Genomic DNA, 13,588 nt, shown 5'->3' on the forward strand with positions numbered 1-13,588 from the left:
GGGAAGTGGGGGGTACAAATTAAAAAACTTTCCAAAAGCACTTCTCCAGGAAAAAATTTTGAAGGTATGTTCAGGGGGCTAACCTTACCATATTTCCGGGCTTTAAGATGCCCACCTTTCCAAACGCCCGTATCCTGACCGGAACCCTCCCCTCCAGCATCTCAACCACAACCTCCTTGTGCCCCACCTTAAGTTGGAGCCATGCGCCTCTAAAGAAGAGCCTGAGCGTCACTGAAGACCATTTCACGGGAAGGTGGGGCTCGATTTTTAGGGAATCCCCTTCAATGTCAATGCCACAGAAGCCCCTAACAAGCACTTGCCATACCCCCCCTGCCGTGGCAAGGTGGAATCCGTCCTGAGTGTTTCCGTAGATGTTCCTAAGATCAGCGTATGCACACTTTATGAAGTAGTCGTATGCTAGCGCCTCTTCCCCAAGCCACGATGCCACTATAGCATATGCAGGCATTGAGAGTGATGAGGCGTGTGTAGTCCTGATAATGTAATAGTCAAAGTTCCTCCGTATTGTGTCAAGAGTAAACAGGTCCTTCAGGAGAAACTGGGCCGCTATAACATCCGCCTGCTTTATAAGTCTCGTTCTCCCTATGTTGTTTCGGATATCCTCGGGTAAGCGGGCTTCACCGAGGTCACCCGGGTCAACTCTGTAGTCAGTTAGATCAAAGTATCCATCAAACTCCTCGTAAACACCGTTTACTTGGGGTGGGAGGTATATTCGCTCTGCAGTGTCGAACCATTTTTGAACCTCATCCTCGTCTATTCCAAGCTTCTCCGCAACAGCTCTCCACGCTCTCCTCTCCAGGGACTCCCTGAAATATTTCACGCCCAGCTGGAGATTATGCTTGGCCATGAGGTTCGTGAAGAAACTGTTGTTCACGTGCTCGTGATATTCGTCCGGCCCAATAACTCGCTCAATTACGTATCCTTTCTCCTCGTCATACCTGACGCGGCTGGCCCAGAAGCGGGCGGTCTCGAAGATCATCTCGAGACCGTACTTTTCCATAAACTCTTCATCACCCGTAATGCGATAGTAGAGATCAACGGTATATGCTATGTCCGCGGTTATGTGATGTTCCTCCTCCCCCGTGTATATTCTAACCACGTTCTCCCCACGCATGTCAAGGGGTACCATCGGCGGCGTTGCCTCCCTACCGTCGTCCGCAGATTCCCACGGAAACTGCGCCCCGCCATACCCATTGAGTCTGGCGTTTTCCCTCGCCGCATCGAGGTTGTTGTACCTGTAAACAAGCATTCTTCTCGCATCCTCAGGCATCGTAAAAATAAAGAATGGCAGGGCATATATTTCAGTGTCCCAGAAGACATGCCCCCTGTAGCCAAATCCATGGATTCCTCTTGCTGTCAAGGATATGTTGTCATCCTGCGGAAGGGACTGTATGAGATGGAAGATACTAAAAAGCATCCCACGCTCCGCTTCCTCATCTCCCTCGATTTTAATTGCCGCTTTTTTTCCAGATTTCTGCCCAGTATTCCACGTGCTCATTATATAACCTTTCAAATCCTGTCTTCTTGGCATCTCTTAGTTCCTGAAGGGACGTTGATTTGAGACCTTCGTCTTTTCCGTTCTCAACGACCACGTATTTTACGAACTCGTACTCTCTGTTTGCTTTAACTTCGAGGGTTACGACCTCCGCCATCTGCCTAGCGTTTTTTAACATGTTCCTTTCGTGTTCCTCCTCCACAACGAGTGAGCTGGCTATTCCAAGCCGGTACCTCTCGTCCACCGTCCTGACACCAACGTATATTGCATCGTCCTCAAAGTCCATGTCCTCAACGGCGTAGTGCTTTATAAATATCTCAGGCAGGTATGAGGGGTTGACGGTGTCAAGTTCAATGGGGTTAATGACTGTGAGAAGCCCATCCCTGTCGGTGCGGAGTCTAAATTTCAGTAGGATAAGGTTCTTTCTCCGCCCGTGCACAATCCTAAGGCTTTCATATCTGACGGTTATCCCCTTGTTAGTTTGCAGTTCCACAAGTGTCTTAAGAGTTCCCTTCTCAACGTCCAGCTCCCTTTCATACTTTGGGACTTTGTGTGTGCTGAGGTTGAGAGGTTCCCCATTGAACATCATCTGAAGGCCAATAACCCTGGGAGCATTAACGATTTCCCTGTAAAAATAGGGGGCATAGTCGTACACTCCCGCCACGGTCATCCCGTAGATGCTGGGTTCGAGTTCTATCTCTCCCCTTATGCCTATGTAGCCGTTGCCCAAGGTTAATATGGTTCCGTAAACGGCCTCTGTCTCAGGTTTATACTCGGGAAATCGAAACCGGAACATTGGGGCTTCCCTCCTCTGCCAGTTCAAAAAGAACCTTCGGGGACAACTCCCTAAAGTCCTCAAACCTGATGTCCGCCTCCTTGAGGATTGTCTCCCTCTCATAACCCAGCACAAAAGCTCCGAGTTCCTTTGCCGCCATTACTCCCGCAGGGGCATCTTCCACCACGAAGAACGCTTTAATTTGGGGGTATTTCCCCTTAAGTTCCCTCATAGCCAGACGGAAGACCTCCTTTTTGGTAGGGGCTTTCCCACTTGAGTTGACTTCAAAGAGATCTATCAACCTCAGTCCACCAACCTTCACCTTAGCTGCGAGCAGGGGAGCATTCTTTGATGCCGAAGCAAGGGCACTGGGGATGCCCAGTTCCCGGATGCTCAGTAGAAACTCTATGGCTCCATCGTTTACGGTGTATTCTCCCCTATCAAACATTTCGTTAACAATATTGTTCTTGAATTCAGCAAACTCCCTCAGAAGTTTCTCCCTCGCCTCATTCGTGGTTGCACCATGCTTTTCGTAGAGACCCGTAAGCTGGAGGATGTTGTGGGCTCCTTCGTACCTCGGTTTTCCGGAGACATACTTAACGTAAAATGAGTGGTCAATACTTGCCCCGTACTTCTCTGCCGCCCTCTTCCACGCTTCTTCATGAGGTGTGAAAACAAGTACGCCATCAAAATCCCATATCACTGCCACCAGCGCCATCCCCATCATCACCCCTTTTTCACTCGTTTTATAACTATCCTCTGAGCCTCTACGTCCTCAACCTCTGCGTCAAAACCGCCAACGGTAAACGATCCTTCTTCACTCTCAATGACGAAGTTGCTCACTATGCCAAAACGGTTTATTGACTTAACTTCACCGGTAATATTCGCAGGATACCCGCTCTTTACATCCCTGCCCTCTATTTCCACTATCGGTGTGTAACCAAGTTTTAAGAGGGTTTCAAGCTCGTTGAGAGCCATCGAGAACTCTATAAATGTCTTGGGATACAGTTCAGGTCTTGGTATCCAACCCAGAACTTCACGGGATTTGAGCCATAAGTTGTTGTGGATGTTAAGGAGCCTTAGAAGAAGGTCCTTTTCCTGAATGACGTATCCATAAACTTCAGTACTGGATACCGGAAGCTTGTGAACACTGAAAAAGCGGCGTTTTGAGTAAACCGCGGAGGATAAGTCAGATATCACAAGGAGGAAGTTCCCAAGGTCAAATGTCCTTATCTTCACGTAATCCCTGAACATCTCAAACTCGTTAAACCCCCCGCCCTGTGGATACACCAAGAGGTACAGGTTAACTCCCCTTTGAAGTGCCCTCAGGAGGTACGGTCGCACCTCCTTGAACACCTGGTACGGAAGTTCAGCTCGTATCTCGGTCTCTGCGGAATTAATTATCTCAATTATAGAAGCAAGGACTCCCTCAAGGTTTCTCACGAGGGAAACATACGGACCTTCCTCATCCGCCCTCCCCTTTATCTTCACCAATTCCTCATGGAGAACGTTTTTTAACATGTCAAATTTCATTTTCTGGACATCTATGATAGCCCCTATGTCGCTCGCGGTGTAAATCCTGGGTCTTCCAGCGGAAGCGCGTATGAAGCCCTTTCGTATGAGGCTTTGAATAATGTTGTACAGCTGGGGTTGGTGAATATCCAGAGACTCGAGGAGTTCTTTCACAGTAGCCCCATTTTTTACCAGGATCATGAGGTAAACTTCTGCCTCCCTCTTTGTAAGCCCAAGCTCTTGGAGCTTCTCAATCAAAAAAGCATAGTTTTCCATCGAGACCCCTCCAGTGTATTGGTACTGTATACCCCCTTAGTTTCAATACTATTTAAATATATTGGATACTATATCAGTAAGATTTATATAATAGTATTGTAGTATAAAGATTGAATGACCACATTATTCCATAAACGTACGCCGAGGGGTGAAAGGGCATGAGAAAGTTCCTCACTGGAGGGCTTTTGGTGTTTGTACTCGTGTTGGGAATAGTGGCCGCTGGATGTATAGGCGGGGGACAGACCGGAACCACGTCGGCCACCACTGTGACCAAAACGAAGGTGGAAACGGAAACTAAGGTCGAGACCCAGGTCCAAGAAAAGACGTTCATAAGATTTGCCGGCTGGAGTGCTGGAGAAACGGAAATGAAGAACTATGAGAGGATGATACAAAAGTTTGAGCAGGAGAATCCACATGTGGGTGTTAAGTACGAGGTTATTACCCAGATGTTCCACGAGAACATACTTGCATCATACGGCGCGGGTGTTGCCCCCGACGTGTTCTACGTTGACAGTGCTTGGGCCCCTGTTTTCATTGACAAAGGCGCTCTCTACCCGATATCCGATCTCGCCGACCAGAGCTTCATAGACCAGTTCTACCCATTCCTTCTTGAACCATTCATGAAAGATGGAAAACTTTACGGCCTGCCTAAGGATTGGAGCATGCTGGCACTATTCTACAACAAAAAACTCTTCGAACAGGCTGGTCTCACAAAACCCCCTGAGACCTGGGAGGAACTTGAGGAGTACGCAAAGATAATAGCAGACAAGACAGGAAAACCTGGTTTGGCCATATACCTTGGAGGCTTCAACAGGTACGTGCCTGTGGCGGTTAGCAACGGCGCTCCGAAGCCATGGTTCGAGAAACCAGAGGATGCTTCATGGTTCGACAACCCTGTTGTTAAGGATACCCTATCATGGTACATTAACCTCTACAAAAAAGGCAAGACGGATAGGGAGAACCAAGGACTCACTCCCTATGTCGTCCAGCCCAGCGACGTTGGTGCTGGCTGGCTTGGAGACGCTTTTGGACAGCAAGAAGTTGCGATGGTTATCAGCGGAAACTGGATGATTCCCTTCCTAGCTGACCAGTTCCCCAACTTCAAGTACGGCGAAGATTGGGATATTGCCCCTGTTCCAGCTGGAAAACAGGGAAGGGTAACTATGGCCTACACTGTTATCCTCGGGATAAACGCCAAGAGTGAGCATCCTCAGGAGGCTTGGACTTTCGTTAAGTTCCTTCTTGGACCAGAGGGACAGAAAGAGCTCGTCGTTAAGGGAGGCCAGACACTGCCCAGCATAAAAGGTCTCGAGAACGATCCTGAAATGTGGCCACAGCACAAGAAGACCCTTTCCTTCAAGTACGACAAGATGATTGTTTTCCTCTGGGGTCCGAAGTCAGGCCCGCTCGAGAGTAAGTTCAGTGATGCCATGGCGGCGGCCATGAGGGGCGAGATGACAGTGGACGAGGCAATAGAAGTCATGAAACAGGTTGTTCAAGAGGAGTTGAGCGGCTGAGGTGGTGGTATGCCATCCTCTTTTTCATCTTTCTATGCTAAAGCCCGGAATAAGGAAATCATCGGTGGACTTACCCTTATCTCAATCGCGGTTATCCTGAACCTAGTTTTTGGTTACTTCGCAATGATTTTCGCTTTATACCTGAGCTTTTTTAAGTGGGACTATATCGGCCAGATGCAGTTTGTGGGTCTTCAAAACTTCGAGATTGTTATCCGGGATTTAATAAGGGGGTTTGAGGGTGCTCCTTACCTGCTCGTCCCATTCTACACCGGGCTGAAAAACATACTTCTGTACACTCTCTTGGTCGTTCCAGTTCAAACATTTTTAGCCATAGTGCTCGCGTCATTCGCTAATCAGAAGATTAGAGGGCAGCAGTTCTTCAAAGTATCGTACTTCCTCCCGGCAACGACTTCATCCGTCATAGTTGCCCTAATCTTCGTTTGGCTATTCATGAAAAATGGCTACATAAACTACGTCCTAGTCCATGTAATACCTGGGTTCCAGCCTATTGATTGGATAAACAACAAGAACTACCTGTTGCTGGCCATTGCGACTGTTGCAATATGGGGGACGAGCGGCCACTTCATGGTCTCATTTCTCGCGGCCATGCAAGCCATCCCAAAAGACATATACGAGGCGGCTATGCTTGATGGCGCCGGACCGATAAGGCGGTTTTTCTTTATCACGATACCCATGCTAAGACCCATGATAGTCTACGTTGTCGTGATGGGACTTATAGGGGCACTTCAAATGTTTGACCTCGCATGGATAATGGCGGGGGCCAACGGTGGGCCCGGGGGAGCGGGCTACACCGTTGCACTCGATATCTACAACGAGGCGTTCACCAGAATCCGTCCTGGGGTTGCAGCGGCCAAGAGCTGGTTCCTCTTCGCGATAATATTCACCACCACGTACATCTTCCAGAAGAAGTACGGGAGGGCGATGAGATGACGCCGAAAGAGAGAGAAAGGCTCATCCGCAGGGTATGGATGTTCATCACCTACGCAGTTCTAATAACGTTTGCCCTCGTATACCTTATGCCATTCCTGAGGTCCCTCGTGGCCTCATTCATGACGTGGGCGCAGGCCTCAGCGTATCCTCCTGAATGGGTGCCAAATCCGTTCACACTAGAGAACTACCAGAAACTCTTCAGACTCGATCTCTTTCCGCGCTGGATTAAGAACACCGCCCTCTATGCGGGCCTAATCGTGGCGGGCAACATCGTCTTCACCAGCATGGCAGGCTACGCCTTTGCACGGCTCAAGTTCCCAGGGAAAGACATCATATTCTCTGCCCTACTCTCACTCTTGATGATTCCGATGTTCGTGACCCTGGTTCCCAACTATATCATCATGTACAAGCTCGGCTTGGTTGACAATATCTTTGGTCTGGCACTCCTAGGTCTCGTTAACGTTTCGAGTATCTTCCTCATGAGACAGTACTTCACCTCACTCTCAAGCGAGATATTCGAAGCCGCACGCCTGGATGGGTGTGGTCCGATAAAGGCTTTCTTTTACATCGCCCTTCCTTTGGCCAAACCGGCCCTCGGTGCGGTTGCAGTTTACCAGTTCCTTGGCTCATGGAATGCCTTCATCGGACCGCTCATCTTCCTTCGCTCGCCCGAGAACTTCACCCTACCTGTGGGCCTTAGCTTCGCCTTCCAGAGGAGTATGTGGACAGAGTACACTCCCATCATAGCGGGCTCTCTTGTTGCTTCTGCCCCTACAATACTGCTCTTCCTTGTGCTCAACAGGTACCTGATTAAGGGTATAGTTATTACGGGAGGGAAGGGGTAATGGCAAGGGTCTTACTTAAGAACATTACCAAGAAGTTTGGGGAAGTAATAGCCGTTGACAGATTGAACCTCGAGATTAAGGATGGAGAGTTCATGGTTCTTCTAGGGCCTAGCGGCTGTGGCAAATCCACGACCCTCAGGATGATAGCAGGTCTCGAGACACCCACCGAAGGCGAAATATGGATAGGAGACCGGATTATAAACGAGATAGACCCAACGAAGAGAAATGTCGCCATGGTCTTCCAGAGCTACGCCCTCTATCCCCACATGACCGTCTTTGGTAATATTGAATTCCCGCTCAGGATGGCGGGCGTCTCCAAGGGAGAGAGGGCACGGCGTGTTAGGGAAGTGGCAGAGTTCTTGGGAATAGAGGAGCTCCTCAACAGGAAGCCCAGTGAACTGAGTGGCGGTCAACAGCAAAGGGTTGCCCTTGCGAGGGCACTCGTTAGGGAACCGGAGGTATTTCTCCTTGACGAACCACTTTCAAACCTAGACGCTAAAATCAGGACTCAGATGCGTTTTGAGCTCAAAAAGCTCCTCAGCTACGACCTTGGGATAACCACAATTTACGTTACGCACGATCAGGTAGAAGCAATGACGATGGCCGACAGAATAGCGGTCATGGAGAGGGGCGTTCTCCAGCAGGTTGGAACACCAAATGAAATATTCTACAAACCCGCCAATACTTTTGTAGCAACTTTCGTTGGAAGTCCTCCCATGAACCTTATAGAAGGGGACATCGTAGAGCGTGGAGAAAACGTCGTCTTCGAGGGCAGTGAATTGTCAATTGAGATGCCCCGTTCAGTCGAAATCCGCGGGAAAGCTATACTGGGTTTCAGGCCCCAGCATGTTGAGGTGAGAAGTGAGCAGGCAGCGGGCTTCATCTGGGGAAAGCTCCTTGGTGTGGAGAAACTTGGAGTGGAGAATTATGGCCACATAGTTTATGGTGACACAGAGATAATACTGAGGCTTCCCGAGGAAATGAAAACGGATGGAAAGGAGATTTACTGGAAACCCCGGGAAGACAGGCTGTACGTTTTCGACTCCAAGAGTGGGAGGCTCGTGTACGGCTGATACCTCAATATGCTAGTCTTCTCTTTATTTCGTTAGTAAACGTTGAAAACTGCCGGAGGACTGGATATGTTTGAAGTAAAGAAGTTACATGGGAAAGGAAAGCGGTTAAGGGACTACACCTCCGTTACCAACGAGGAAGCTATCGAGAATATACTAAGAAAAGCAGATGAGCTGCAGGGAAGCAGTTTCGCTCATGTTAATTCTACATCCTTTGGGGGCGGGGTTGCGGAGATACTCCACAACCTAGTGCCTCTGATGAGGGACGTTGGACTCGACGCAAGGTGGTTCGTCGTCGAAGGTCTGGAGGAGTTCTTTAACGTGACCAAAACCTTCCACAACGCACTCCAGGGGAACGAAGAGCTGAAACTGAGCGAGAACATGAAAAGGCTTTACGTGGAGACTAACAGGGAAAACGCCAGAGACCTTGATCTCAGTGCTTTCGACTATGTTCTCATCCACGACCCCCAACCGGCACCGCTGATAGAATTTTACGAGAAGAAAACCCCTTGGATTTGGAGGTGTCATATTGACTTAAGCGACCCAAATCCCGAATTCTGGAATTTCTTAAGACGGTTTGTGGAGAGGTATGACCGTTACATCTTCCATCTCCCCGAATACGTTCAAACCAACTTGAACAGAGAAAAAGTCGTAATAATGCCGCCCTCCATTGACCCGTTGAGTGAGAAGAACAGAGAGCTCAGTGACTCTGAAGTGTTGGATATACTTGAAAGATTCGATATTGATCCTGACAGACCCATACTTACACAGGTGGCTCGTTTTGATCCGTGGAAGGGTGTTTTTGACGCTGTTGAAGTTTACAGGCGGGTGAAAGAGAGGATTCCTGAAGTTCAGCTCCTCCTCGTTGGTGTGATGGCACACGACGACCCAGAGGGCTGGGTGTACTTTGAGAAGACTCTAAGGAATATTGGGGAAGACTATGACGTTAAAGTTCTCACGAACTTAATCGGTGTCCACGCCAGGGAAGTTAACGCATTTCAGAGGGCCAGTACTGTCGTTCTCCAGATGTCGATAAGGGAGGGATTTGGTCTAACGGTCACTGAGGCAATGTGGAAGGGGAAGCCGGTGGTTGGCAGGGCTGTTGGAGGGATCAAGTTCCAAATCACCGATGGTAAAACAGGATTCCTTGTGGGAGATGTTGATGAGGCTGTGCAGAGGGTACTATACCTCATTAAACATCCAGATGTAGCGGAGAAACTTGGGGAGAAAGCCAAGGAAAGGGTGGAGAAAGAGTTTCTAATAACAAAACATCTTGAGAGATATATTGACCTTTTAAGTTCAGTTTAAACATTAAAAAGCCACAAAGGAGAAACGGGAGGGGGCTTCACTCGCCCTCTCCCTTGAGCTTCATTACCTTTATCCTGCCGAGGGTCTCCCAGTACTCGACGTTTATGCCCTCCCTGAGCTGGTCCTTTATCTCATCCTCAACGCCGGTCTCTATGGGGACGTCATAGAGTTCGTAGGTCTCCATGTCCATGAGCTGGACGGTGTCCGGGGTGAGGGCTATGACCTGGGCGGTTCTCTTGTCAATGATTGGGACGTCAATTTCGGCGCTCGTGGGCTTCACTATGCTCCTGACCTTCTTGTCGAAGATTCCCACTGCAACTATTCTCGCCTTGGCCGAACCGTGCTTGCCTGGGGATGAAACGGTTATGTCTGATATCCTGCACGGCTCGTCGTCTATGAGGACGTACCTGCCGGGCTTGAGCTTTCCAACCTGAACCTTGGTCTTGTCTCCCATTTCACTCACCTTTCTTAGCTTTCATCCAACCTTTTGGGGGAGCGTTTATTAGTTTTTTGATTACCTCCTAGTTTTCAGGAGGGCGCTGTTGAAGAGCACGGGGATGAGGAGTATGAACCCCAGGACTATACCGACCCTGCCGTAGAGCCCCATGACGCGTAGCTCCCTGTAAACGACGGCCAGCCCCATGAGGAGGAAAACCACGAGGGACAGCGTGGCGAAGGCCTTCGCACCCTCACCCAGCACCTTCTTTTCCGACAGGAGTGGGAAAGCCTCAACGGCCGCTATTATGAGACCAACCCCAAAGGGAACCGCGAGGAGCACGGTCCTCACGGGGGCGAGGTACATGATGGCCGTCATCAGAGTGCCAAGCACAATTATGAGGAAGACGCTGTTCCTCCTTCCGAGCTGGAGCATCTCCGCAGTTATCTGGCTTCCAATCTCCACGAGGGGTATGAGGGTAGTAAGACCTGCCAGGTATATCGAGAGCATGAGGAGCCACGCTATCCTGTCCGCGCCCTCCATGCCGCCCTTCTCGAGTATGGTGGGGATGAAGTAAACGGTTTCCATCGAGGAGACGACGCTCATGCTGGAGTTCGTGGTGTAGGCCCTCAGCTGGTTGAAGTGGCGGTAGAGCTCGAAGGACTGGGTTGCAGGGGCACCACCAAAGAAGCTCTCCTTGAAACTCTGGTGGGCGAAGCCCAGGGAGTAGACGACGATGAAGGAGGCCATGAAGCTGAGGGCAACCTCGAGGACGAGAACCACCGCCAGAATCTTCTTAACGTCTATCTCCTCCGGCATGAAGCTTCCAAGGACGTAGTAGAATCCCACACCCATACCGAAGACCACGATGGTTGCCACAAAGAGCTGGGCGATGTTGGCGACCGTTAGCGTGCCCCCGAAGCTCGAGAGGGAATTCAGCGCCGCCTCGAGGTAGCGCAGGGACTGGCGATTGGTTATGGCGGAGGAAGCCGCGCCCCTCATGAGGACGAAGCTTGCCACGGCGAAGAGTATGAAGAGAACCGACACGGTGGCCATGAAGTCGAGGGTCCTCCCCTTGGCCATGAGCAGGAGAATTCCAACGATCAGGAGCGTTAAAATACCGAGGAGAGCTGCATACGCCTGGTTCATGCCGAGGAGGCTGTTGAGGGCGTGGCCCGAGTAATAGGCGTTGATGCCGACCATCATGAAGAGAAACATGAGAAGGGTTATCGCAATCCCCGGCTTCCTGGCGGCCTTGGTCAGGAACTCGTACATCATGTAGCGGCTTCTTCTCGTTGACTCCAGTTCAAGGTAGATCAGCCCAATCGAGAGGATTATGGGCACAAGTGAGAGGGCGAACCCCTTCATCCCGAGGGTTATCAGATAGTGCGGAACCACGAGGAAGTTCCAGACCCCGAGCATGTATCCAACGATTAAAACGGCCATTAACAGGTGAACCCGCCTCATTCTTATCCCTCCTTATTAAGGATACCCCAAATTGGGCGGGGAGATATAAAAAAGTTATGAAATCCCTTCCGCCGTGTCACCGAAAATTCTACATTTATTGAGAAAAATAACAAATTATGGGATTTTTTTCAGCAACTTCCAGAGATGGGCGTGGCCGTAGGAGATCACCACCTCGTTGAGAACCGCCCACGCGGTCAGCGGTCTGGGGTATACGCTCACCCGCCTCCCCTTCGGCATCCTCCGGAAGTCACCGTGGGGGAAACCGCCTATGACCACCACCGCCCCATCCAGCTCCTCCGCAAGCTCCACGGGGTTCACAAGCTCCCCCCTCTCGTGCATGACGAAGACCTCTCCCCCGAGCTCCTCGAGGAGTTCACCCAGGCTTTTCCTCTCGATCCTGAGGAGTTCAAGGTCCTTCGGGACGGCCCCCCTCCTGAAGAGCTCCTCCATGAGGCCAACGAAGCGGTTGTAGTTCTTTGGAATCCTCGTCTCGGGTTTTACGTGAATCACCTCGTCGTTCCTCGTGTGGACGTAGACCCTGAGGAGACCCTCCTTGCCCGCTATGCTCTCGAGGGCGTTGAGGAGGCAGAGGTGCACTATGTCCGGTCTCCCCCTCCTCTCCCACTCCGGGAGCCCCTTCATGGCCCTGTAGTGGTAGGTGGCATCGAGGAGGAGTTCCTCCGGTCTCTTTCCGCGCCTCCTCGCGTGGGAGCGCACCTGTGGATGCCCGGTTATCTCCCCCGGAACGAGCTCGAGCTCGCTCTCCGCTATGACGACGTGAAGCATTCAGAGCCCACGCTCCCTCCTCTCTATGAGTATCCCCCTCTTCTTGAGCCCGCGGAGAACAAGGGCGAACGCGTCCCCCCTCATGCCTATGAGCTCCGGCGGAATTACCCCAACGGTGCACTTCCTCTCAGCGGCGAGCCTCACAACCTGAGCAAGGGTGAAACCCGTCACGCGCGCCATGGAGGTGAACTCCCTCTCCTCGTCGTAGAGGAAGTACTCGATTTCAACGGCCTTTCCGTTCCTCACCCCCCTCCCGAGAACCTGCATTATGGAGAAGTCCGGGCTCTCGTACCTCATGAGGGGGCCTATAACCCTCAGCGTGAAGTCAACGTTCTCCTCGTCGAAGAAGCCGAGCTCCCTCAAAACCTTCATCTTCTCAAGGTGTCCCCTCCAGCGAAGGGTTCTCTCCTCAAGCCTCTCGGCCTTTATCGTTCTTAAAGCCGTCCTGAGGCCGTCGCTCGGGAACTCCTCGAACTCAAAGCCCCTGAGCTCCACGGGGGTTATCTCGCTGAGGGGGTCAACCTCAACGATCCTCCCACCCCGGATGAGCCTCGCCGGGCGCCTGTACTCCTCTATGAGGTCATAGGGAGACCATGTGATGCGGTAGAACAGCGGACCCCTTGGCTCTTTTGGGAGGCCCCCCACCCTTATTATGCCCTCATCCAGTTCGTCCATCCGGGAGTAGATGTCCCCGAGGAACATGTGGCTCAAACCCGGGGCAAAGCCGGCATCTACAACGAGGGCCACACCTCTGCTCTCCGCTTCGTCGTGTAGCTCCCACGGGTCCTCTGGCATGAAGGAGACGTCCACGACATCAACGCCCGCCTCTACACCCGCCTTCAGGACGGAGAAACCGAACCTTCCGGGTACGGCAGATGCAACGAGGTCAAACTTATCCATAGTCTCAACAAGGCCTTGGAAGTCCGTTACATCAACCTTAACGGTGTTCGCAAACCCCTCAACAGCCTTAAGGCGCTCCTCACTCACATCACCCACCCACACATCAAATTCGCCGCTCAGGTCGTAGGCAGCTGCACTCCCAACGTTTCCGGCACCGAGAACGAGAACCTTCATGTTTTCACCCCCACCTACTCCGCCAAAGGTATATAAATCCCTTTCGAGAGCTCCCATC

At 51.1% G+C, this 13,588-nt stretch carries 13 protein-coding genes; 5 read left to right on the plus strand and 8 right to left on the minus strand.

Annotation, left to right across the window (positions count from 1 at the left end):
- Window positions 1-70: 70 nt before the first annotated feature.
- Genes PFER_RS05200 through PFER_RS05210 form a run of 4 tightly spaced genes read right to left on the minus strand, consistent with a single transcriptional unit; the run spans window position 71 to window position 4,076 of the window.
- Entirely contained in the window at window positions 71-1,549 is a 1,479-nt protein-coding gene (locus PFER_RS05200; protein ID WP_245612453.1) for a glycosyl hydrolase family 65 protein, read from the minus strand.
- The gene (locus tag PFER_RS12425) at window positions 1,467-2,336 is read right to left on the minus strand and encodes a hypothetical protein (RefSeq protein WP_245612454.1); all 870 of its coding nucleotides are present in this window, start codon (window positions 2,334-2,336) and stop codon (window positions 1,467-1,469) included. The genes PFER_RS05200 and PFER_RS12425 overlap by 83 nt, the downstream gene beginning before the upstream one ends.
- Window positions 2,281-3,015: an HAD family hydrolase gene (locus PFER_RS05205; RefSeq protein ID WP_281175698.1), complete on the minus strand. Its 735-nt coding sequence runs from the start codon at window positions 3,013-3,015 to the stop codon at window positions 2,281-2,283. Before PFER_RS05205 ends, PFER_RS12425 begins: the two co-directional genes overlap by 56 nt.
- Window positions 3,015-4,076 (minus strand): TrmB family transcriptional regulator, encoded by a 1,062-nt coding sequence (locus PFER_RS05210; RefSeq protein WP_048149496.1) that lies wholly within the window; start codon window positions 4,074-4,076, stop codon window positions 3,015-3,017. The genes PFER_RS05205 and PFER_RS05210 overlap by 1 nt, the downstream gene beginning before the upstream one ends.
- Before the next feature lie 158 nt (window positions 4,077-4,234).
- Here PFER_RS05210 and PFER_RS05215 point away from each other — a divergent pair, with 158 nt between their 5' ends.
- The 5 genes from PFER_RS05215 (at window position 4,235) to treT (ending at window position 9,767) form a co-directional block, all read left to right on the plus strand.
- On the plus strand, window positions 4,235-5,593 hold the full coding sequence (locus PFER_RS05215; protein ID WP_048149500.1) for an ABC transporter substrate-binding protein: 1,359 nt from the start codon (window positions 4,235-4,237) through the stop codon (window positions 5,591-5,593).
- Between the two features lie 333 nt (window positions 5,594-5,926).
- Window positions 5,927-6,544 carry a carbohydrate ABC transporter permease gene (locus PFER_RS05220; RefSeq protein ID WP_245612456.1) on the plus strand — a complete coding sequence of 206 codons (618 nt, stop codon included), beginning with the start codon at window positions 5,927-5,929 and terminating at the stop codon, window positions 6,542-6,544.
- On the plus strand, window positions 6,541-7,389 hold the full coding sequence (locus PFER_RS05225; RefSeq protein ID WP_048149505.1) for a carbohydrate ABC transporter permease: 849 nt from the start codon (window positions 6,541-6,543) through the stop codon (window positions 7,387-7,389). The genes PFER_RS05220 and PFER_RS05225 overlap by 4 nt, the downstream gene beginning before the upstream one ends.
- A complete protein-coding gene (locus PFER_RS05230; RefSeq protein WP_048149509.1) occupies window positions 7,389-8,462 on the plus strand; it encodes an ABC transporter ATP-binding protein in 1,074 nt (357 codons plus the stop codon). Before PFER_RS05225 ends, PFER_RS05230 begins: the two co-directional genes overlap by 1 nt.
- A gap of 66 nt (window positions 8,463-8,528) precedes the next feature.
- A complete protein-coding gene (gene treT, locus PFER_RS05235) occupies window positions 8,529-9,767 on the plus strand; it encodes a trehalose synthase (protein WP_048149511.1) in 1,239 nt (412 codons plus the stop codon).
- A 37-nt stretch (window positions 9,768-9,804) separates the two neighbouring features.
- Here treT and PFER_RS05240 read toward each other — a convergent pair whose 3' ends face one another.
- The 4 genes from PFER_RS05240 to PFER_RS05255 form a co-directional block, all read right to left on the minus strand.
- On the minus strand, window positions 9,805-10,221 hold the full coding sequence (locus tag PFER_RS05240) for a translation initiation factor IF-5A (RefSeq protein ID WP_048149513.1): 417 nt from the start codon (window positions 10,219-10,221) through the stop codon (window positions 9,805-9,807).
- 60 nt (window positions 10,222-10,281) lie between these two features.
- Complete coding sequence (locus PFER_RS05245) at window positions 10,282-11,670, minus strand: sodium-dependent transporter (RefSeq protein ID WP_048149516.1); 1,389 nt, start codon at window positions 11,668-11,670, stop codon at window positions 10,282-10,284.
- 114 nt (window positions 11,671-11,784) lie between these two features.
- Complete coding sequence (locus PFER_RS05250; RefSeq protein ID WP_048149519.1) at window positions 11,785-12,456, minus strand: 16S rRNA methyltransferase; 672 nt, start codon at window positions 12,454-12,456, stop codon at window positions 11,785-11,787.
- Entirely contained in the window at window positions 12,457-13,587 is a 1,131-nt protein-coding gene (locus PFER_RS05255) for a saccharopine dehydrogenase C-terminal domain-containing protein (protein ID WP_157255138.1), read from the minus strand. It lies immediately after the preceding gene.
- Window position 13,588: the final 1 nt, after the last annotated feature.

It is taken from the genome of Palaeococcus ferrophilus DSM 13482 (genome assembly GCF_000966265.1).
Lineage (GTDB): Archaea > Methanobacteriota_B > Thermococci > Thermococcales > Thermococcaceae > Palaeococcus > Palaeococcus ferrophilus.

Bases quoted from the DNA above. Each gene is read 5' to 3' on its own strand.
- PFER_RS05210 (WP_048149496.1), bottom strand. From the start codon at position 4,076: ATGGAAAACTATGCTTTTTTGATTGAGAAGCTCCAAGAGCTTGGGCTT.
- PFER_RS05240 (WP_048149513.1), bottom strand. From the start codon at position 10,221: ATGGGAGACAAGACCAAGGTTCAGGTTGGAAAGCTCAAGCCCGGCAGG.
- PFER_RS05215 (WP_048149500.1), top strand. From the start codon at position 4,235: ATGAGAAAGTTCCTCACTGGAGGGCTTTTGGTGTTTGTACTCGTGTTG.
- PFER_RS05230 (WP_048149509.1), top strand. From the start codon at position 7,389: ATGGCAAGGGTCTTACTTAAGAACATTACCAAGAAGTTTGGGGAAGTA.
- PFER_RS05255 (WP_157255138.1), bottom strand. From the start codon at position 13,587: ATGGGAGCTCTCGAAAGGGATTTATATACCTTTGGCGGAGTAGGTGGG.
- PFER_RS05245 (WP_048149516.1), bottom strand. From the start codon at position 11,670: ATGAGGCGGGTTCACCTGTTAATGGCCGTTTTAATCGTTGGATACATG.
- PFER_RS05200 (WP_245612453.1), bottom strand. From the start codon at position 1,549: ATGCCAAGAAGACAGGATTTGAAAGGTTATATAATGAGCACGTGGAAT.
- treT (WP_048149511.1), top strand. From the start codon at position 8,529: ATGTTTGAAGTAAAGAAGTTACATGGGAAAGGAAAGCGGTTAAGGGAC.
- PFER_RS05250 (WP_048149519.1), bottom strand. From the start codon at position 12,456: ATGCTTCACGTCGTCATAGCGGAGAGCGAGCTCGAGCTCGTTCCGGGG.
- PFER_RS05205 (WP_281175698.1), bottom strand. From the start codon at position 3,015: ATGATGGGGATGGCGCTGGTGGCAGTGATATGGGATTTTGATGGCGTA.
- PFER_RS05225 (WP_048149505.1), top strand. From the start codon at position 6,541: ATGACGCCGAAAGAGAGAGAAAGGCTCATCCGCAGGGTATGGATGTTC.